The sequence below is a fragment of the Nitrospiria bacterium genome (genome assembly GCA_036397255.1).
Classification (GTDB): domain Bacteria; phylum Nitrospirota; class Nitrospiria; order DASWJH01; family DASWJH01; genus DASWJH01.
This window is the reverse complement of sequence record DASWJH010000053.1, coordinates 1-19,766: the sequence shown is the minus strand read 5'-3', so window position 1 is coordinate 19,766 and position 19,766 is coordinate 1. Positions and strand designations below refer to the sequence as shown.

Here is a 19,766-nt window from a genome sequence, read left to right as displayed (position 1 = left end):
TATATTAAAAGAAGTTTCTTTTTTTTATCCAAAGGCCTTTTTCGTAAAAAAGGAGGAAGCGATGTCGGTAAAAATTACAGATGAATGTATTGCGTGCGCTGCGTGTCTTCCAGAATGTCCAAATGAGGCGATTTTTGAGACTCGTAGTGCTGCGGAAGCTGCTGGTTATCCCGTCACCGAGGGAGACGGGGTGGGAGACAATATTTATGTCATCACCCACGAGCGATGTACAGAATGTGTGGGACACTTTGATGAGCCTCAATGTGCCGCCGTTTGTCCGGTCCCCGATTGTTGTATTTCAGACCCGGCTTTTCCAGAAACCACGGATGTACTTCTGGAAAGAGCAAGAAGGCTGAACCCAGACAAGGAAATTGATCCTGCAAAAGTTTGGAGTGGCGTTCGCAATTAAGGTTTGAGATGACAGGGCCCAATGCAAAAAACCCCTGTCATCTCTAATCCCTCCCAAACACCATTTCATTTCCGCCCCAAATTCATCATCCCAGGATGATACGTGCATAATCATGAAACGGTTCCCTCATCCCTTTTAAAGGAATTCCTTTCCCTTTTACCTAAAGGAAAAGCACTGGACATTGCTATGGGAGAAGGAAGAAATTCCCTTTTCCTTGCTTCACAAGGTTTTGAGGTGGATGGTTTGGAGCGAAACCCCCATGCCATAGAGGTGTGCCGGCATTTGGCATTGGAGAAAAACCTATCCGTTAACACCCAACAGGTCAATCTTGAAAAAACCACTCTCCCCTCAAACGACTATAATGTGGTCATCTGTTTTTTTTATCTTCAAAGGAATCTGATTCCCCAAATGAAATCAGCCTTAAAAAAGGGGGGGGTTTTGGTTTATGAAACTTTTTTAATCGATCAGCATCTCCGTCACGGGATCCCGAAAAATAGAGAGTATTGCTTTGAACATAACGAACTCTTAGGTCTTTTTGTAGACTTCAGAATCCTCTTCTACCGTGAAGGCCTCCCCGATGAGCAACCCATTCGCGTCAGTTTGATCGCTCAAAAAATTTTTTAAATTGCACACCCGGGAATTTTATGACACAGAAATGTGTGAACTGTCATCAAAAAAAAGGAAAACGCTTTTGTCCGGCCCTTGGGGGAAACATCTGCAGTCCCTGTTGCGGTGAATTTCGGATCACCGTTATTCGTTGCCCTGAAGACTGCATCTACCTGTCCAACCACGAGACATACCAGCGGGGAAAAATTGGACAGTATTTTTCTCAAGAACGCCTAAAGCTATCGGAAACCCTCGAAGGCAAGTTTGGGAAACAGGGAGTGACATTTCTTAACCTTTTGGACATGACCGCTTACGCTTATTTTCACCATCGCCCTTCCGCCCAAGATAGTGAACTCCTTTTGGGTTTAGAATTTGTGAGGCGGTCCTTAAGCCCACTTCATGTTCCTGGCGCCAACCTTTCAGATTTTGGAGAATTTATGAAAAAGGAGGTGGATGTTTTTCTGAAAGACGCTCCCTCTGCCAAAGAAACCTTGGCCGATGTGATAGAAGCCAAAGCATCATTTTTGAAAACTTTTTCTGAAAACCCGATCCTGTCCAACCGGTATCTGAAAGGACTGATCGGTTTCATTGAATCTTTCTTTCCAGATACAGCCCTTCATTTAAAACAAATTCATTTGAAACCTGAGAAAAAGATTATTACCTTAGAAGAGGATGCAGAACACCACAGAAGACCGGAGGATAAAACTAAAAGCGGTTTTTAAAATAGATCAGAAGATCCCGGACAGAAATAACGCCCACGATTTTACCATGTTCGGTCACCGCAAGATGCCGGATACGATGGTCACTCATGAGTTCACTTGCCTCCATTCCGGATTTGTTGATATCAATGGTAATGATGGGCGTACTCATAATGGAATCGACCCGTGTTTTTTTGAGATCCACACCTTCTGCCAATGCCCGGCGAACCAAATCGGTTTCACTAAGAACCCCCACATATTCCTGATCCCGTTCCACCAAAAGGGAACCGATTTTCATATCCCTCATGATCTTTGACGCATCGAAAAGGCTTCCGTCTTCCGGAATTTTTTGGATATGTCGACTCATCAAAACGGCTAATGGGATCATCGGAGCCTCCAAACGGAACCTTATTTTATTCTACCCCCATTCCTTTGTCAAACCAGGGGGTTCCATGCCTCTATTTATTTTGGGCTCATCGTGGAAGTGAGTGGGTAAATTTTGTCATTACCCGCCTGTCCGGCGGGCACTTGCAGGCAGGGGAAATTGGAAATCCAGGCCCTTCCCGTCATTCCCGCGAAGCCTGTCCTCGAATGCCTCTATCGGGGAGCGGGAATCCAGAAGATGTTGATTTTTTGAATCCTGGATTCCTGCCTGCCGGCAGGCGGGCCCGATAAAACCATTCGGGAATGACGAACTGGATTTTGCGGGAACCTCTAATACTTCAAAGGCTTCAACCACAGAATGACTTTGACTTGACCCTTGCCCTGTATGGACCTTAAACACTTTTTAACAATTTTTACCCACTCGATTACACGAAGACCCATTTTTCTTTTGTTGGTTGTGGTGGGGCCAATTGGGGGAGCGAGTTGGACATGGGCTTCAAATTCTTGTGTGGAGTGCCATCGACAGGTGGAGACCATCCAGGATCTTCCCGCCTGGTATCAGGACCTGTTTATTCATTGGTACGGGTCGGTTCATGGAGAGAAGGGCATAACCTGTGATCAATGCCATGGAGGCGATCCCCAACAATCTAAAAAAAGCAAAGCCCATCTAGGGGTGTTGTCTTCTAAAAAATTAAAAAGCCCAATTTATTTTAAAAATATTCCAGAAACCTGTGGTTCCTGTCATTCGGGCGTTTTTCAGGAATTTAAAAAAGGCCTTCATTACCAAAATCTAAAAAAAGATAGACTTGCACCCACCTGTACCACCTGCCATGGGTTTCAAATGGACATTCAAGCCGTCATTCCCCTTCGAATTGTAGGACGATGTACCATTTGCCATAACATTGATCAGAAGATTAAACCGGAGGTTCCCGACATCGCAAAACAAGCCCTTGCTGAGAGTGAAAAGGCCCGAAAAAAAATTGAACTGGCACAGTTTATGATTGATTTAGGAAAGGAAGAGGGAAGAGAATTAAAGGAGGCCAAAGCCCTTCTGGAAGACTCCCGAGGACGGTTGAAAAAGTCAGGAGAACTTTGGCATCGTTTTCATTTGGATGAATTTAAAAAAGAGTTAGATGCGATTCAAAACTTAGCAGACAAAGCTTATAAATTGGCTCGAAGTGCTATCTTTGAAGGCTAGCTTTTCCATATCGGGTCCTTGTGGTTTACAAAGCGTTTCCCTGTTTTTGCGTATGCGGTGTTCGGAGGCGGTGTCTTAATGAGCTTTTCCCTTGGATTTCGGATTTTGGTCCCTTTAAATAAGATGGGGTTAATAAAGGGAAGCCAATAGGAAATAAACCCATCCTACCTATTTTTTTTCTGACCTGTGATAAGGAGGCATTTCATGTTTGAATTCAACAAGTGGTTCATTTTAATTTTTGGGATTGTTTTCGTTTTCTTTTATTCCTTAACCAATGCAGGGGAGGTAGTAAGAGCCGGCATAAGTAACCCTCCCAATGTCCCGCCTATGACCCAACGGGACAAGCCCGCTCGTGTTCAAGTCGAACTGGAAACAAAGGAATTTAAATCTTTAATCGCCGATGGTGTTGAGTATGAGTTCTGGACATTCGGAGATACGGTCCCCGGGCCATTTATACGTGTGCGGCAAGGAGATACCATCGAATTAACTTTGAAGAACCATAAAACCAGCACCTTTCCCCATTCCATTGACCTTCATGCAGTTAACGGCCCAGGCGGAGGAGCCAAGGTGACCCAAACCGCGCCAGGTTCGCAAACACGGTTTGAATGGAAAACCTTAAACCCGGGGTTATACATTTACCATTGTGCAACCCCCCATGTCCCAATGCACATTGCAAATGGTATGTACGGTCTAATTCTTGTTGAGCCCCCGGGGGGACTTGCGAAGGTAGATCGGGAGTTTTATATCGTACAAGGTGATTTTTACACAGAGGGAAAACACGGTGAAAAAGGACTCCAGGCATTTTCACTGGAAAAAGGACAAAGAGAACAACCTGAGTATGTGTTATTTAACGGTCGGAAGGGCTCTTTAACAGGAGAAAAATCTCTAAAGGCAAAGGTGGGTGAAAAAATCCGATTATATGTCGGAAATGGAGGACCCAACCTTGTTTCTTCCTTTCATGTGATCGGAGAGATTTTTGATCGGGTCTATCAAGAAGGTGCGGTGGGACGTCCCCCTGCTGAGAATGTTCAGACCACATTGGTCCCCGCGGGAGGAGCTGCAATTGTTGAAATTCAATTGGACGTTCCGGGAAGCTATATTTTGGTTGATCATAGTATTTTTCGGGCCTTTGATAAAGGGGCCTTAGGAATTCTGGAAGTGAGTGGTTCAGAGAAACCTCAGATTTTTAAACCGCTTTCTTCTGAAGAATAGTTTGAAAATGAAAATTAATTCCCCCTAAGATAAACGTTTTTTATTGGGTTTTCATAAGCCAATAGGCTTTTTGACCCAAAAACGGGAAATAAAGCGTAGCAAAATGCCTCATTCTGGCGTTAAACATGAATACCAATAGGGTCCCAATATTTTATATAACTTATTGAATTTTATTGTTTATTATTTTTGTTATTGGGCTTGGATTTTTGGGCTTGAATTTTGCTGATCTAGATAACCGAAGGGTTTTGGGTCATTTAAGCCTTTGTTCATTTTATGGATTTTCTTAAATCCCTCTGAAGGGGAGTGTATTTTTCATGGGTTCAGGAACCAACCATAAAGTCCCGATGCGGATATTAGTTGTAGAGGATGATTCTGAAATGCGTTCTCTTTTGACGGATGAGCTTTCAGAGGAGGGTTATGAAATAATCCAGGCCAAGGACGGGGCAGAAGCGGCCCTCATGGTGGCCCATGGAACTTTTGATTTGGTCATCACCGATATGAAAATGCCTAAGATGGGAGGGCTGGAACTCCTTCCGGTGGTAAAAGAGGCTTCACCTGATGTTCCAGTGATTGTTATTACCGCTTTTGGGGATTGGCAAACTTCCGTAGAAGCGATGGAAAGGGGATCCTTTCGGTATATGACCAAACCTTTTAAAATGCAGGAATTAAAAGAGACGGTAAAAAAAGCCTTGGAGAAAAGATTATGTTAAGGCCGCATAGGTTTCGTTCCATCTAACTTTTTGGATAATCTCCAACCCCAAAAGATTTTATGACCCTCCATAACCAAAAGGAGAAGGAGGGCAATTCCCAAAAGTCCCAGCCAAAGTCCAAAGGGAATAGGTTGAAGATCTAACACATATTTGAGCCCTGGTGTATACATGGCCCCGATGTGCACCAATTGGGCAACAACTGTACCAAAGAGAAGAAGGGGGTTCCGGAAAGGGTTGTGGCGAAATGCCGACCGTGTTTCAGATCGACTGTTAAATACATGGACATTCTCAAATAAAACCATCAGTAATAAAGTCACATTTCTCGCTTCTACAATATCCCAACCCGCTTTTAAAAATGATTGAAATACACCAAAGGCGAGTCCCCCCATGACCAGTGCGGAAAGGAGGGTCCGTTCAATCATTAAACGATTAAATACGGGTTCTTTCGGTGACCGTGGGGGCCGATTCATTTCGCCCCCTTCAGCGGGTTCAAAAGCCAATGCAACGTCCTGAATGCCGTTAGTCACGAGATTCAACCAAAGAAGCTGAACCGCCAAGAGAGGGAGGGGCAAACCCGTTGCCAAGGCAAGAAAGAATAGAACAATTTCAGCGGCCCCTGTTGAAATCAAAAGGAAAATGACTTTTCGGACATTGCTGTACGCCACCCTTCCTTCCTCCACTCCCGCGACGATGGAAGTGAAGTTATCATCGGTGATAATCATATCCGAGACCTCACGGGCGACGTCGGTTCCTTTTTTTCCCATGGAAACCCCCACATGGGCTGCCCGGAGGGCAGGAGCGTCATTGGCACCATCCCCGGTCATCGCAACAAAATGACCCAGACGGGTGAGACCCTGAACAATTTCTAATTTTTGCTGGGGTTCCACCCGGGCAAAAACACGGCCTTTATCAATTAAGCGGTCTAAAGCCTCTTTTCCTTTCTCGTTGGCCTGTTTGATTTCTGGACCGCTTCGAACTTGGTTGTCTTGATCGGAGAGGCCAACCTGCCGAGCAACCGCCATTGCAGTGATAGGATGGTCTCCCGTGATCATTGAGACCTCAATTCCAGCCCTGCGGCAAGTCGCCAAAGCGCCCTTCGCCTCAGCGCGAGGGGGATCAATCATCCCCACCAGCCCGATTAACATCAAATGGTTGAGATGTTCCTCTGAGAATACCTCATCGGATTTTAATGAAAGGTCCCCTGTTGCTACGGCAATAACACGGTAACCTTCTCGCGCTAATGCCATTGCTTGGTCTTCTATTTGGTGGGTGTCTATGGTTTTCGGCCCTTCAGGAGTTATCATCTGGGTGCACATAGGCAGTACCCGTTCAAAAGCCCCTTTGACCGATGCTTGGGTTTTTCCTCCCGTTTGGTTGAGACTTGCGGCAAATAAACGCTCTGATTCAAAGGGAATGGAAGCACGTTGAGGAAATTTTTCTGTGACATCCACTTGGGTAATTTTGGCTTTATGGGCGAGGACCAGTAAGGCAATATCCACAGGATCGCCATGGTGAACCCATCCCGAGTCCTGTCGGCCAAGAAACCCCTCATTACAGAGGGCTACGGCGAGGCAAAGATGTGTTACCATTGTCTCTACTTGAGGTGGGCACCCTATGGGAAGGAGGATGGATCCCTCTGGATCCATACCCTCACCAGTAACTTCAAAAGGTTCTTGATATGGAAAGACAAGCTTTTTTGCGGTAAGTTCATTAATGGTTAAAGTTCCTGTTTTGTCAGCCGCAATAAACGTACAGGATCCCAAAGCCTCAACGGCCACCAACCGTCGCACAATAACATTTCGTTTGGCCATACGTGAGGCCCCTATGGCCAGGGCGACCGTGAGGGCAACGGGAAGTCCCTCTGGAATGGCGGATACCGCGAGGGCAACTGCAAGGAAAAAAATCTCCCCTAGAGAACTTCCTTGGGTGGAGGCCACTGCTGCAATGATGAGCACTAGGACCACAACGGTTAAACCGATCCAGCCGGTAAATTTCTCCATTCGCAAAAGCAATGGGGGTTTTGCGCTTGTTTCACCCAAAGCGGCTTGAGCAATCTTCCCTAATTCGGTAGAAGCCCCTGTCGCGGTGGCGAATCCTCGGCCCCGTCCCCGGGTGACCATCGTTCCGGCGAAGGCCATGTTGGACCGGTCGGCTAACAGAGTTTCTGGAGAAAGTTCGATATGATTTTTTTTGAGGTTGGGTTTTGATTCTCCGGTCAACAAAGATTCATTAATTTCTAAACCCTGTGTAGATATTAAGCGAAGATCGGCTGGAATTTTATTTCCTGATTCTAATAGGACCAAGTCTCCAGGGACAATTTCCTTGGCTTCGATTTCATAGGCTTCTCCTTCCCGCTCCACGCGTGCATAGGTGGCTACTAGGTTTCTAAGTGCTTCGGCACTGCGTTGGGCCCTGTATTCTTGGACGGCCCCGATGATCGCGTTAACCAAAAGCACCAAAAAAATGAAAAGGGAATCGGAAAATTCCTTTAGGAATAAAGACACACCCGCCGCTGCAAGAAGAATATAAATCAGGGGGCTAAGAAATTGGCGGAAAAAAATTAAGAGGATACCAGGGGCCTTAGGCTGAGGAAGCACGTTGGGCCCAAATTGGCCAAGGCGAGACCTTGCCTTTGCGACACTTAAACCGCGTGGGGGAACCCCGAGCCTTTTGCGAACCTCTTCAATCGATAGGGTATGGGGGTCTTTTAAACAACCAACTCCATTGGTTTGATCCAGGTTCATATCTATTGATAGCGTGTTTGTTAACAACGAAAAGAATACATTTGTGAGAAACGTATTCTATAGAAGAAAGGTTTCTTTTTTTTTGTTTTTCTTCCACGATAGCGATCTGTGCAATTCCTGTCAATTAAAAATAAAAACAGTCCATTGAATTTTTGCTTGGGCGTTGACAAGGGATTCAAGCTTATATAGATTAACAGGAAATAAGTCAATACAAAACCTCTTCGAAATAATATTTTATGAAGCAAACCCTTACCCTTTGACGGAAGTTGAATTGTGAAGAATATGCGTAAACCGAGACGGATCTTATTCCCGACGGATTTTTCCAGATATTCAAAAAGGGCTGAAAATTATGCCGTTGACCTGGTACAAGGGTTTCAAGCCAAATTTTATCTTTTACACGTTTTTGAAATTCCTTTTTACAGCCATGCTGGAGTTTCAGCTGGGGTCCAAGCCGATCTTCATCGGTACGTTCAAACCTTAAAAGGGCAGGAAAAGGACCGTTTGGAACAATTGGGTAAAAGATTGGAAAAGAAGGGAATCCGTGTTTTTACGCTTTTTCGAGAAGGGAAAACCCCCTTTGAAATTATTAAAACAGCGGAAGAAATTCCTGCCGATCTTTTAGTATTAGGGACCCATGGGCGCACTGGGGTAAATCATATGCTATTGGGAAGCGTTGCAGAAAAAGTGGTTCGAGATTCCCCGTGTCCTGTTCTAACCGTCCGACCATCGGGGTAAAAAAGAAATTTCCTTAGTGCTTGTGCCCGTTTGAACTAACCCTTTTCCGGTTCTGTTGAAATTCTCTGGAATAGAGGCTTTTTCCAATTGATCTGGCTGGAATTTGTCGTTTGTACAACACTGATACTCATTTCCGGGAGTCTTTTATCCCGATATGGAAATATTCTTTCCGAAACAACAGGGATGGGTCGAACATGGATTGGGCTTATCCTATTGGGGACCGTTACTTCTCTTCCTGAATTGGCAACTGGATTAAGTGCCGTCACCGTGGCAGATGTTCCTGAAATTGCGGTGGGCGATGTTTTAGGGAGCTGTGTGTTTAACCTGATGCTAATTGGTTTGATGGACTGGTTTTACCGGCCCGGCCCCATTCTTTCACATGTAGATCAAGGACATATTCTTCTCGGTGGGTTTGGGGTATTGTTGATTGGAACCGGGGGAACTGGGTTATTTTTAGGAAGCCAAAACATTTCTAGTGAAATGGGCTGGATGGGTCTATATTCCCCCCTTATTTTTATTCTCTGGGTGGTTGCGGTAAGAAAAATTTTCTCGCATGAGAAAAACCGGATGAAGGGGTTAAACCCTTCGAAGGTATTGAACCCAAAAAGCCTTGACCAAGAAATTGGAGTGAATTTACTGATTTACCCCAAGGTTTTTTTGAATGCAGGTGTGATCATTGCTGCGGGAATGTGGCTTCCCTACATAGGTAATCGTATTTCTGAGGTGACTGGGTGGGGAGATACCTTTGTAGGGACCCTTTTGGTGGCTGCTTCAACCTCTCTTCCTGAGATTGTAACTTCTTTTTCGGCATTGAGGCTTGGAGCTCCAGATTTGGCGGTGGCAAACCTTTTGGGGAGTAACCTTTTTAATATGGCGGTTTTAAGCCTCGATGATTTTGCCTATCTCAAGGGTCCACTTCTTTCTCATGTTTCCTTCACCCATTTGATTTCAGTTTTTTCTGCGCTCATGATGACGGGTGTTTGTATTGTGGGGGTATTATTTCGTGCCCCGAAGAAGGAATTGGGGTTTTTGAGTTGGGAAGGGTTTGCGTTAATGATCCTCTATATCTTTAACGCGCTTATCTTATTTTATTTCAGTAACATGGGGATTTCATGAATTAATAAAGAGCCTTAATGAGGAAAGGTTCTTCCCTTAGAAAAATTCTTTCATTGAATTTTTTAAAAAACCCATTTTTAAAAAGAGTCGTTTTTTACTTAAAGGAGAAAAGGCATGGCTAAATTTAAGAAAATTTTGGTTCCGGTGGATTTCACTGAATATTCTGATGAAGCCATTTCATATGCAGAGTTGTTGGCAATAACATTTCAAGCCAAAATCCTTCTCTTTCATGTCATTGAACAGTTTACCTATAGTGTCTCGGATACCATTCAAGTCATGGATCATTACACCACTTTGAAGGAGATTTCTGAACAGATGCTGGAAAATAAGAAAAAGCAGTTAAAACGAAAAGGAATCGTGGTCGAATCCATGGTCCTGAAGGGAAATCCCGCTTTGGAGATTGTAAAATATTCTGAAACCAAAAGGGTGAATTTGATTGTTATAGGTTCTCACGGTCGAACGGGAATTCAGCATCTGGTATTGGGAAGTGTGGCAGAACGGGTGGTTCGAATGTCCTCCTGTCCTGTATTAACGATAAAAAGGAAAAAAAAGTCTGAGGGAAAAGGAAGAAAACCTAAAAGGTAATATGAACCGAGCCCCGATCTTGGTTTTAAAAAAGGATTTTATTTCATGTTTTTCCTTTGTTTGAAATATTCCCATGGGAATATATTACTCGACCCCTTAAAAGGGATCAAAAATGAGTGAAAAGGACCCAGACCCTTCCGATATTTTAAGAGGATACAAGAGGTAGAAGCGAGGGTAGAGAAATTGATCCTTGGGGCGTCGAAACAGGGTCAATGACGGTTCGCGGGTTTGGGAAATCCTTGAACAAATTCTTGAGGGGGTCTCTATTGAAATAAAAATGGAAGAATGGGTGGGGAAATTAAAAAAATCACAGGACGCATCAACGCCTTAAAACAACGGATTTTCCTTTTTTTTAATTCCCAAATTTAAAAATCATTTTGAGGAGAGAGAGCAGGAGGATGTTTTTAGGATAAAACGATTAAAAAAAAGAGGGAAGACATTGGGTGAACCCTATTTTAAAACCTATCTTTCTTAAGGCTTAGCATGTAGGCGGTGAGTTTCTGGAGCTCCTCTTCCTTTAAATGATAAGAAGGCATGATTGACCCCGGCACCAGGGATGAGGGGTCTTTGAAATGGGCTTTTAACCAGTTTTCGTCTCGATGATCCCCAACATAAGAAAGGTCGGGTCCCACCTTTCCCCCTTCTCCGTGAATTTGATGGCAGCCTGGACAGCCCAATTCTGAATAAAGTCTTGTTCCCTCTTTTACGTTGGGGTCCGTTCTCTCAATTGAAAATGTTTGTTTTAATGAGATTCCCAAGAATCCGAATACAATCAACAAAAATAAAGCTCCGCTCAGCAAAACACCTCTTCGGGATAAAAGATTTCGCTTTTTTGATCGATCAAGGAAAGGGAGAAGGAAAAGTAGGCTGAAAAATAGAAGTGGAAGCACCACGGTTCCTACAATTTCCCAAGGCCCATGAAGGTATTTCAAAAGTTCATAATAAAATAGAAAGTACCATTCGGGAAGGGGTTGAAAATTGAAGTCGGATGGGTTGGCAGGATCGGCCAAGGGGGCCTTGACCTTCCATGCCAAAATAAAAAGAACGCAAAACGTAAAGAGAAAAATTACCGCATCCATGAAAACCTGTTTTGGGTAGAAGGGTTCTTTCCTCTTTTTTGCTTTTTCTGAATCCCATGGTCCTGCAGGCCCAACACGACGAAGAATAAAGACGTGCAATCCGATTAAAAAGAATACGGCCCACGGGAGAAATAAGGTGTGGAGTGCGTAAAAACGGTTTAGGGTTAGGGCCCCGAGTTGTTGTCCCCCTCGAATAATTCGAATTAGAGAATCACCAATCCATGGGAGCGTTCCCACCATATTGATTCCGACCTGGGTGGCCCAGTAGGCTTTTTGGTCCCAGGGTAATAAATACCCGCTAAACCCAAAAGCCAAAGTGAGCAAAAATAAAACAACCCCTACCATCCATAAAAACTCCCGAGGTTTTTTATAGGCGCCATAAAGGAAAACCTGGAGCATGTGAAGACCAATGGCAATCATCATGAAGCTTGCCCCCCAATGATGCAAGCCCCTGATCAGGGGGCCAAACAGGACCTCCTGTTCAATAAATAAAATGCTGTTGTAGGCATGATCCGGTGAGGGGTTGTAATAAATCGCTAAAAACATTCCAGTTAAAAATTGGATCACAAAAAGAAGGAGCGTTAGGCTTCCAAAAACAAAGATCCAACTCGCTCCCCCGGGAATGGGTTCTTCAAGGATTTTTACCTGAATGGGTTTCAGATTAATCCGTTCGTCTAACCATCTGTAAATGGATTTCCACATGAGGTTTATAGCTCTATTTTTTTTGAGGTTCCTGCTTTAAATTCTTTGTAGATCGTCCAAATTCGGTTGTCCTCAATTTTTATTGGGAGGGTGTCTAGGGGGCGTGGGGCGGGACCGGAAAGGACCTTTCCCTCAAAATCAAACACACTGGCGTGACAAGGGCAAAAGAATACTTTTTTTTCATTTTCCCAACGGTACCCGCATCCGAGGTGGGTGCAAAGAGGGGAGTAAGCCACCACATCCCCATTCTTTTTTTTTACCATCCAAACGGTTTTGACAGAGGTGGATATTCGCCATCCATCCTTAGTGGTGGTTACCAGGTCTACGTTAACCGGAGATTCTGGTTTTAGCTGATTAGGGTTGAAAAGGCTAACCCATTCTCCGGCTTTTCTTTGGAAGGCGGGAAAAAGGGTATACCCTGAAAAAGGGATTAATAAGGCGAGTCCAATAAAGGTAGCTATGCCACCAATGATTTTTCCGATAAAACCACGTCGCGTTAGGGATTCAATAATCGGGTGACGGTCTCTGGAGGTGATTTTTTGTGCGGGCATGTTTTTATAGGAAAATTAAATGGAAAAAAGATCAGTATATCAAAGCAGAGGGATAAATAAACCTTTTTTTAAAGGAAAGATGAAACCTTTCCTTTCCTCCCCCGGTGGGTTCCTTGAAACCTTAAAAAGGGTATGTTAGGATTTTTCGGATTTCTAAAACCCGTTTCCGATTGTAAAATTCAAGGTAAACTTATTGGCTTTTTTCTTATGGGAGTTGATCACCTTAATTTTGTCTCTCAAGGTGAGTTTCGTCTACCGGAAGGTAATAAAGGAAATAATAAGGTGAAGGAGCCTTCCTGTATCATCTATCATCACGGGATTGGGTTAAAAAAGTATAATTGATGGGTCATTAATTTGCTAACCCCAGAACTCAAAAAATCCATTGAAGCTAACTGTTTAGAGATAGATCCAGCGGTTCTGGACAGTTTTTTATCTAGAATGGACCCCGATTACTTTTCTCTATTTTCACCGGAGGACATTGCAACCCATGTTGACCTTTCATCCCGTCTGAATGCTCAACATCCTGCAAAAAGTAAGATTATTTCAGTGGGTAATAAAAAATTAGATATTACCATTGTGGCCTTTGATTATTTATCCGAGTTTTCCATTATTTGCGGTTTGTTGGCCTCCTTTGGATGTGACATTCAATCGGGCCATATGTTTACGTTTTCGGAAAAGGATTCGGTCCCAGAGAATCAAGCGAATAAAAAGGTCAAAAGGTTTGACACCCGGAAAAAGATTGTGGATGTTTTCCACGTCTGTCTCTTGGAGACCGCGGAGTGGAATGAAAAACAGGAAAAAGATTTTAAGGAGGAACTTTGTGGCTTGATCCTTCTTTTAAGTCGAGGACATACCCAGAAGGCCCGGAATCGGGTCAATCAGCGGGTGGTTGAATTTTTGTCGCAGCATAAAGGGCAATTCGAAGAAAGGTTATACCCGGTGCAGGTGAATTTTCACAATCAGCTTTCTAAACGGTGGACCGTAATGGAGATTCAATCAAAGGATACACCGGCCTTTTTATTTTCCTTTTCCAATGCGCTTTCCATGAGGGGATTCTATATTCAAAAGGTGGTGATTGAAATCCAGGGAGGGGAGGCTCACGATTGGATTTACCTTTGCGATGTTAGGGGGAAAAAAATTGAAGGGAAAAAAGAACAGGACTTGCTGAAAGTGGCGGCCGCCATGATTAAACAATTCACGCAATTTTTAGTCCAAGCGCCGGACCCATCCAAAGCACTAAAATTTTTTGATCAAATGTTGGATAAAGTAATGGAATGGAAGTCTCCTCAATCAGCCATTGCCTTTCTGGGAAAAAAAGAGGGAATGGATTTGTTGGCCCGTCTTTTGGGAACCAGTGAATTCTTGTGGGAGGATTTTTTGAGGATGCAATTTGAAGCCCTCTTCCCCATTCTTCGACAATTTCAGAGGGGTGTTCTATTAAAAGAAAAAAAGGAGATGGTGAGGGAATTGGATCAGAAATTAATACGGGTTTTTTCTCCTAAAAAAAGAAAAACCATTATTAATCAATATAAAGATCAGGAGATGTTTCGCATTGATATGAAACATCTTTTGGAACCTCCAGAAGACCTCATGGATTTTTCCATTGCTCTGACTCACTTGGCCGAGGTGGTTTTAGAGAAAACCCATAAGGTGTGTATGGAAGAGTTAACTCGAATCAATGGCCTTCCAAGGTTGCCCGGGGGAGGACCCTGTCCTTTGGCAATTTTTGGTTTGGGAAAATTTGGAGGGAAGGAGATGGGATATGCCTCCGATATTGAACTATTATTCGTTTATAAAGCCTCCGGGAAAACCGATGGGAAAAATTTTGTTGAAAATCGAATTTTTTTCGATCAGGTGGTCCAATGCCTTTTAGAATTTATCGAGGCAAAGCAGGAAGGGATTTTTCGAATGGATTTGAGGTTAAGACCCTATGGAAGGGCCGGGTCTCTGGCCAATCCACTGGACGTGATAAAAAAGTACTATTCCCGCGATGGGGAATCGGCTCCTTTTGAGCGTCAAGCCCTAACCAAATTGAGATGGGTGGCTGGTGATAAAAAACTGGGAAAAGAGGTTGAAAACTACAGGGATTCCTTTGTATATAGTGGTCAACCCTGGGATTTGTCAAAGGCTCTTCATTTGCGGTATCGGCAAATGAAGGAATTGGTTAAACCTGGGACTGTAAATATGAAATACAGTCCGGGAGGGGTCGTTGATATTGAGTATTCCGTTCAATATCTTCAAGTGATCCACGGAAAAAATTTTCCCGAGATTCGAACCCCATCAACTTTAGAAGCGATGAAAGGTTTGTCCGAGGTGGGGCTTATTTCAGAAACCGAAGAAGACCAGTTGAAAAAAGCCTATCTTTTTCTAAGATCTTTAATTGATAGCCTGCGGATGGTCAGGGGAAATGCCCAAGATTTGGTTTTGCCCAACCGGGAAGCGGACGAATTCAAATTCCTTGCCCGACGATTGGGATATACCGAAGGGGATTGGGAAGAGGGAGCGGAAAAACTCTATGACCTAATTTATTATCATATGGAAAGTGCACATCAATTTTTCAAAAACCGATTTGAGAAAGTTTAGAGGAGAGGGTTTCCTTTGGAAGGGCCTTTTAAGGAAACATGAGGGGGGTCAAATAGCTTACGAAACAGCCGATGAACCCTTTCGGTATGGGTTTTGTAGTTGCGGAGGAATTGATCCGATGCGGAAATTCCTTTCTGGTCTCGGTAATCCAGCCGGAGAGCACAAATCCTTAATTCAGTAAGGTCCTGAGGAAGGTTATGGGTTTGGCTTTCATGAACCATTTGTAAACGATGTTCCGCATTTCTTAAGAAAATGTATGCATGGTTTAAATCATTATAGGTTTCTTTGGAAATGAATTTTTCCCTGAGGAGTTTTTTTAGGGAGGTTTGGGTGTTGCGGTGGCAAATTTTTTTAAAATTTGAACCGAAAAAAATTTGAAGCGTTTGAACCATAAATTCAATTTCCCGGATTCCCCCGGTCCCCAATTTTACATTGGTTTGCGTCTCCCCTCTTTTTTTAATGGTATGATCAATTTTATCTTTAAGGGTTTTTACCTCTTGCAGGTGAGTCAAGGAGAATGACTTTTGGAATATAAATGGCGATACCTTTTTTAGAAATTGAAGACCCAAAATGGAATCTCCTGCAACGGGCCGAGCTTTTAAAAGGGCCAATCGTTCCCAGGTGCTTCCACGGTTTTCATAATAGGTGAGATAGGCTTTGAGTGAATTGGCCACTGGGCCTGAACGTCCTTCTGGCCGGAGCCTCAAATCAACCCGGTATAGAGTGCCCTCATTGGTGACGCCAGTCAATATCGACGTGATTTCCTGTGAAAGTTTTCTGAAATATTCATGGTGAGAAATTTTTGATTTTTCGCCCTTTGAAGTTTGGCCTGAAGTCCAACCCTCTTCTGATTCATACATATAGATGAGATCAATATCCGAGCTGAAATTTAATTCCCCGCCACCCAGTTTCCCCATTCCGAGAATGGTGAAACCCCTTTTTCTTTTGTTCGGTTTTTTTCTTAAAAAACGGGGTTCTCCGAATTGGGTTTGCATTTTCTCATCACAAATTTCATAGATTTTCTGGAGAATGGTTTCTGCCAGCATGGATAAAGCCGCGGTGGTTTTCTGAACCGAGGTTTTTTTGAGAAGGTCTCTGACCCCGATGCGTAAAAGCTCCTTCCGCTTAAAAATGCAAAGTGTTTCTATTTTTTTTTCCCTGGTTTTTAAAATCCTTAAAGAAGAATTTAAGTCGTTTTCCAATGCAGTTTTAGATTTTTCCTCTTCCATTGTTTTGGGGTCTGCGATCCAATACAGATAGGTGGGATTTCGGATTAAAATTTCGGTTAGGAAAGGGCTGCTGGATAGGAGTTTTGCCAATAGCCAAAGGGTAAAAGGGGATGCCTTTAAATACGAAAAAAAATTGGTTTTATTATAGGTTGCCCTGACGAACCGTTCAAAAAAATTTAGGGCCTGGTCCGGGTCTGCGGATTTTGAAAAGGAATCTAGAAGGTCTTCAATGACTTCTGCCAATAGGTATCGGGTTCTAGGTTCATCGGCGATGATTTGGAGATTGTTATCAGCCTTTTTTATTTCCTTAAAACCGAAAGGGGCCAAAATAGATTGCACCTGTTCGGGTTTTAATGCCGGGGATAACAGAAGATCCTTTGGTTTTAAATTTTCCATTTATATTTTTGTTTAATGGTTTTTTTTTAAAAGGTTCTCGGGGTTAAGAGTGGTTATTAGCGGCTCCCGAATTTAGTATCATTAACGTTCCCCTTTACCAGGAGCTCAGTGGTTTTGAGCATTTTTATTTAACCCAAAAGGTAATGATGAGGCAAAATGCCTAATTTTAGCCCATTCTGTCTAATTCTGGTCCAAAACTTGACCGGTTGGTAAAGGATGTAACAGTTGAGATTAGAAGGAAATTCTATCATTATATAGGGGATTGATCCAATAGAAACCGCTGTTTTACTTTTTTTAGCGAACAGACCCAGCGTATGAAAACCCGCCCAAAAATGATGACGGTGAAGGAAGTTGCCGGTTATCTTTCTCTTAGTGTAAAAACCATTTACCGGTTGGTGGAGGAAGGGACCATTCCCGCTTTTAAGATCGGGGGTCAATGGCGGTTTGAATAAAATAGTCTTGATAATTGGATTTCCCATCGAATAAACCAGGAAATAAAAGGAAAAAAAGAGAAAGTGCCTTAGTTTTTTCCGAATTTTTCTCCCCTTTATCGGAAAAAACGAAATTTTTTTTAATAAATTGATTCTGCTCTTTTGGGGAGTTCCCTCATTTCAATTTTTCTAACAAGTTGCTTCTTTCCTGAATGTGCACTTGAAATACGATTTTTGATCACGTGGTGCAACCTTCGTAAAATCCACTGAAGTTTATAATAAAAACCACCGATAAATGAGATGGACTGGATTGTCTTTTTTCAACAGATTTGTTTGCGAAAAACAAGGGTTTCATTTCATGAATGACCGTCCCTTAAAGCTCTTGGTTATTGAAAATAAAGATCAAAACCCCCGGTTGGTGGCAGATGTACCGGATGAGTTTGGGGTTGCCTTATTTGATCTGCATTGTACGGATCGACTTTCCAAAGGCCTCCTTCAGCTAAGGGATGATGATTTAAGCGTGATTTTACTTGATCTGGCTTTACCCGATTCCCAAGGGTTTGAAACCTTTCGGAGTGTTCATTCCCAAGCCCCCAATGTTCCCCTCATTGTGCTGGTGCCATCGGAATCTGAAGAATTAGCTACAAAAGCGGTTGAGGCTGGGGCCCAGGATTTTATCCTAAAAGAACAACTCAATACCTGTAGTCTCATCCGAACCATATTTTATGCCACCGAGCGAAAAAGGGTGGAGAAGCGATTATCTCAATTGGTGTATTACGATGGTCTGACCAACCTTCCCAATCGTATTTTATTTGTTGATCGACTCAGTCAAGCAATAACCCGAGTGGCCTGGCATAAGCGCTTGGTGGCGGTCATGTTTTTAGACCTTGATCACTTCAAGCGGATCAATGATACCTTGGGACATAAAATTGGCGATTCTCTTTTGAAAGCTGTTTCTGCTCGCTTGACTTCATGCTTGCGTGTGGGGGATACGGTGGCCCGGATGGGAAGTGATGAATTTACGATTATTCTGGCGGATGTGGCCCGTTCTCAGGATGTGGCCCGGTTGGCGGAAAAAATAATTGATCTGCTTTCAAAACCCTACTTGATTGAGGATCGGGAACTGTTTGTGACCGCCAGTATCGGAATCAGTCTTTATCCGATCGATGGTGATGATGCCGAGGCCCTTTTGAAAGGCGCAGAGGTGGCTATGTTTCGAACCAAAGAACAAGGACGAAACAATTTCCTTCATTATTCACCGGTCATGAATGTTCAAGCTTTTGAACGGTTGGTGATGGAAAATAGTCTTCGGCATGCATTAAACCGAAACCAGTTGCTTCTTCATTACCAACCCCAAGTGGATCTTTATTCAAAGAAGATTACCTGCATGGAGGCTTTAATTCGTTGGAATCATCCTGATTTAGGGATGGTTCCTCCAGCCAGTTTCATTCCGATTGCCGAAGATACGGGGTTGATAATACCCATCGGGGAATGGGTCCTCCGGACCGCATGTGCCCAGAACAAAGCATGGCATGGGGCAGGAAATCCCCCTATTCGTGTGGGGGTCAATTTGTCAATAAGGCAATTTCATCAACAGGACTTAGTCCGTATGGTGGCACGGGTCTTGGAAGAAACCGGGTTGCAACCCCAATTCCTTGAACTGGAATTAACTGAAAGTATTATGGAGAAGGCCGAGGAAACGGTGAAGACCCTTTGTCACCTAAAGGACCTTGGCATTAAAATCTCCATTGATGATTTTGGTACGGGGTATTCCTCCCTCAGTTATTTAAAGCGTTTTCCGATTAGCCGGTTAAAAATCGACCGGTCTTTTGTCAACGATTTGGCCAAAGATCGCGATGATGAAGCCATCGTCCGCGCCACCATCACTTTGGCCCACAACCTGAATTTGAAAGCCATTGCGGAAGGGGTTGAAACCGAGGAACAATTACACATTTTGGGGTCACTGGGGTGTGATGAAATTCAAGGGTATCTATTTAGTCCGACGCTTCCATTGGAAAAAGCCACCTTTTTATTATCGGAGAGGAAGGAATTAAAAATTCCAATACAGTCCATATAAAATTCCCAATACCCCTTTCCATTTTAAAATAGTAAGGAAGGGAAACATTTAAAAAATGAATATTGTTTGGGAAATGAAAGAATGTTATTTGGCTCGGAAGGAAAACCGCGCGAGTGGGCGAACGAGGGTCTCCTTCCGTTAGCGGAAAAGGAAAAAACGTAAATTTATGAGCATTAAAAATATGGCTCATCGTGGAAGTGAGTGGGTAAATTTTGTCATTACCCGCCTGTCCGGCGGGCACTTGCAGGCAGGGGAAAGCGGAAATCCAGGCCCTTCCCGTCATTCCCGCGAAACCTGTCCTCGAATGCCTCTATCGGGGAG

Annotated in this window: 17 protein-coding genes and 1 pseudogene; 12 read left to right on the top strand and 6 right to left on the bottom strand. The window is 43.5% G+C overall.

Annotated features, from left to right (window positions below):
• Positions 1-61: 61 nt before the first annotated feature.
• From VGB26_07015 to VGB26_07005, 3 genes are all read left to right on the top strand, one after another.
• Entirely contained in the window at positions 62-409 is a 348-nt protein-coding gene (locus VGB26_07015; GenBank protein HEX9757537.1) for a YfhL family 4Fe-4S dicluster ferredoxin, read from the top strand.
• A gap of 102 nt (positions 410-511) precedes the next feature.
• On the top strand, positions 512-1,033 hold the full coding sequence (locus tag VGB26_07010) for a methyltransferase domain-containing protein (protein ID HEX9757536.1): 522 nt from the start codon (positions 512-514) through the stop codon (positions 1,031-1,033).
• 20 nt (positions 1,034-1,053) lie between these two features.
• Positions 1,054-1,737, top strand: a complete 684-nt coding sequence (locus VGB26_07005) for a hypothetical protein (protein HEX9757535.1) — start codon at positions 1,054-1,056, stop codon at positions 1,735-1,737.
• Here VGB26_07005 and VGB26_07000 read toward each other — a convergent pair.
• Positions 1,721-2,101 carry a CBS domain-containing protein gene (locus VGB26_07000; GenBank protein HEX9757534.1) on the bottom strand — a complete coding sequence of 127 codons (381 nt, stop codon included), beginning with the start codon at positions 2,099-2,101 and terminating at the stop codon, positions 1,721-1,723. The two genes, VGB26_07005 and VGB26_07000, sit on opposite strands and share 17 nt — an antisense overlap.
• A gap of 117 nt (positions 2,102-2,218) precedes the next feature.
• The gene (locus tag VGB26_06995; protein HEX9757533.1) at positions 2,219-2,497 is read right to left on the bottom strand and encodes a hypothetical protein; all 279 of its coding nucleotides are present in this window, start codon (positions 2,495-2,497) and stop codon (positions 2,219-2,221) included.
• A gap of 126 nt (positions 2,498-2,623) precedes the next feature.
• Between VGB26_06995 and VGB26_06990 the strand changes: the two genes are divergently transcribed.
• The 3 genes and pseudogenes from VGB26_06990 (at position 2,624) to VGB26_06980 (ending at position 5,217) form a co-directional block, all read left to right on the top strand.
• Entirely contained in the window at positions 2,624-3,295 is a 672-nt protein-coding gene (locus VGB26_06990) for an ammonia-forming cytochrome c nitrite reductase subunit c552 (GenBank protein HEX9757532.1), read from the top strand.
• 204 nt (positions 3,296-3,499) lie between these two features.
• Positions 3,500-4,483 (top strand): annotated as a pseudogene (gene nirK / locus VGB26_06985) (copper-containing nitrite reductase).
• A 338-nt stretch (positions 4,484-4,821) separates the two neighbouring features.
• Positions 4,822-5,217, top strand: a complete 396-nt coding sequence (locus VGB26_06980; protein HEX9757531.1) for a response regulator — start codon at positions 4,822-4,824, stop codon at positions 5,215-5,217.
• Here the strand turns inward: VGB26_06980 and VGB26_06975 are convergent.
• Positions 5,214-7,961, bottom strand: coding sequence for an HAD-IC family P-type ATPase (locus tag VGB26_06975; protein ID HEX9757530.1), 2,748 nt, complete (start codon positions 7,959-7,961; stop codon positions 5,214-5,216). The two genes, VGB26_06980 and VGB26_06975, sit on opposite strands and share 4 nt — an antisense overlap.
• Before the next feature lie 282 nt (positions 7,962-8,243).
• Here VGB26_06975 and VGB26_06970 point away from each other — a divergent pair, with 282 nt between their 5' ends.
• The 3 genes from VGB26_06970 (at position 8,244) to VGB26_06960 (ending at position 10,397) form a co-directional block, all read left to right on the top strand.
• Positions 8,244-8,696, top strand: a complete 453-nt coding sequence (locus tag VGB26_06970; GenBank protein HEX9757529.1) for a universal stress protein — start codon at positions 8,244-8,246, stop codon at positions 8,694-8,696.
• A gap of 87 nt (positions 8,697-8,783) precedes the next feature.
• Positions 8,784-9,812 (top strand): sodium:calcium antiporter, encoded by a 1,029-nt coding sequence (locus tag VGB26_06965; GenBank protein HEX9757528.1) that lies wholly within the window; start codon positions 8,784-8,786, stop codon positions 9,810-9,812.
• Positions 9,813-9,926: 114 nt separating this feature from the next.
• Positions 9,927-10,397, top strand: coding sequence for a universal stress protein (locus VGB26_06960; protein HEX9757527.1), 471 nt, complete (start codon positions 9,927-9,929; stop codon positions 10,395-10,397).
• A 455-nt stretch (positions 10,398-10,852) separates the two neighbouring features.
• On the opposite strand, the gene VGB26_06955 is transcribed toward VGB26_06960, so the two are convergent.
• Both VGB26_06955 and VGB26_06950 read right to left on the bottom strand, forming a co-directional pair.
• On the bottom strand, positions 10,853-12,178 hold the full coding sequence (locus VGB26_06955) for a cytochrome b N-terminal domain-containing protein (protein HEX9757526.1): 1,326 nt from the start codon (positions 12,176-12,178) through the stop codon (positions 10,853-10,855).
• A 5-nt stretch (positions 12,179-12,183) separates the two neighbouring features.
• Positions 12,184-12,729: a Rieske (2Fe-2S) protein gene (locus tag VGB26_06950; protein ID HEX9757525.1), complete on the bottom strand. Its 546-nt coding sequence runs from the start codon at positions 12,727-12,729 to the stop codon at positions 12,184-12,186.
• A 354-nt stretch (positions 12,730-13,083) separates the two neighbouring features.
• Here VGB26_06950 and VGB26_06945 point away from each other — a divergent pair, with 354 nt between their 5' ends.
• Positions 13,084-15,312 carry a hypothetical protein gene (locus tag VGB26_06945; GenBank protein ID HEX9757524.1) on the top strand — a complete coding sequence of 743 codons (2,229 nt, stop codon included), beginning with the start codon at positions 13,084-13,086 and terminating at the stop codon, positions 15,310-15,312.
• Here VGB26_06945 and VGB26_06940 read toward each other — a convergent pair.
• Entirely contained in the window at positions 15,309-16,937 is a 1,629-nt protein-coding gene (locus tag VGB26_06940) for a hypothetical protein (protein ID HEX9757523.1), read from the bottom strand. The two genes, VGB26_06945 and VGB26_06940, sit on opposite strands and share 4 nt — an antisense overlap.
• Before the next feature lie 314 nt (positions 16,938-17,251).
• Here VGB26_06940 and VGB26_06935 point away from each other — a divergent pair, with 314 nt between their 5' ends.
• The gene (locus tag VGB26_06935; protein ID HEX9757522.1) at positions 17,252-17,389 is read left to right on the top strand and encodes a helix-turn-helix domain-containing protein; all 138 of its coding nucleotides are present in this window, start codon (positions 17,252-17,254) and stop codon (positions 17,387-17,389) included.
• Between the two features lie 337 nt (positions 17,390-17,726).
• The gene (locus VGB26_06930; protein ID HEX9757521.1) at positions 17,727-19,445 is read left to right on the top strand and encodes an EAL domain-containing protein; all 1,719 of its coding nucleotides are present in this window, start codon (positions 17,727-17,729) and stop codon (positions 19,443-19,445) included.
• The last annotated feature ends 321 nt before the right edge of the window (positions 19,446-19,766 follow it).

Coding starts and splice junctions, on each gene's coding strand:
- VGB26_06980 (HEX9757531.1), top strand. CDS start 4,822: ATGGGTTCAGGAACCAACCATAAAGTCCCGATGCGGATATTAGTTGTA.
- VGB26_06975 (HEX9757530.1), bottom strand. CDS start 7,961: ATGAACCTGGATCAAACCAATGGAGTTGGTTGTTTAAAAGACCCCCAT.
- VGB26_06940 (HEX9757523.1), bottom strand. CDS start 16,937: ATGGAAAATTTAAAACCAAAGGATCTTCTGTTATCCCCGGCATTAAAA.
- VGB26_07000 (HEX9757534.1), bottom strand. CDS start 2,101: ATGATCCCATTAGCCGTTTTGATGAGTCGACATATCCAAAAAATTCCG.
- VGB26_06960 (HEX9757527.1), top strand. CDS start 9,927: ATGGCTAAATTTAAGAAAATTTTGGTTCCGGTGGATTTCACTGAATAT.
- VGB26_06970 (HEX9757529.1), top strand. CDS start 8,244: ATGCGTAAACCGAGACGGATCTTATTCCCGACGGATTTTTCCAGATAT.
- VGB26_07005 (HEX9757535.1), top strand. CDS start 1,054: ATGACACAGAAATGTGTGAACTGTCATCAAAAAAAAGGAAAACGCTTT.
- VGB26_06950 (HEX9757525.1), bottom strand. CDS start 12,729: ATGCCCGCACAAAAAATCACCTCCAGAGACCGTCACCCGATTATTGAA.
- VGB26_07015 (HEX9757537.1), top strand. CDS start 62: ATGTCGGTAAAAATTACAGATGAATGTATTGCGTGCGCTGCGTGTCTT.
- VGB26_06955 (HEX9757526.1), bottom strand. CDS start 12,178: ATGTGGAAATCCATTTACAGATGGTTAGACGAACGGATTAATCTGAAA.
- VGB26_06930 (HEX9757521.1), top strand. CDS start 17,727: ATGAATGACCGTCCCTTAAAGCTCTTGGTTATTGAAAATAAAGATCAA.
- VGB26_06935 (HEX9757522.1), top strand. CDS start 17,252: ATGAAAACCCGCCCAAAAATGATGACGGTGAAGGAAGTTGCCGGTTAT.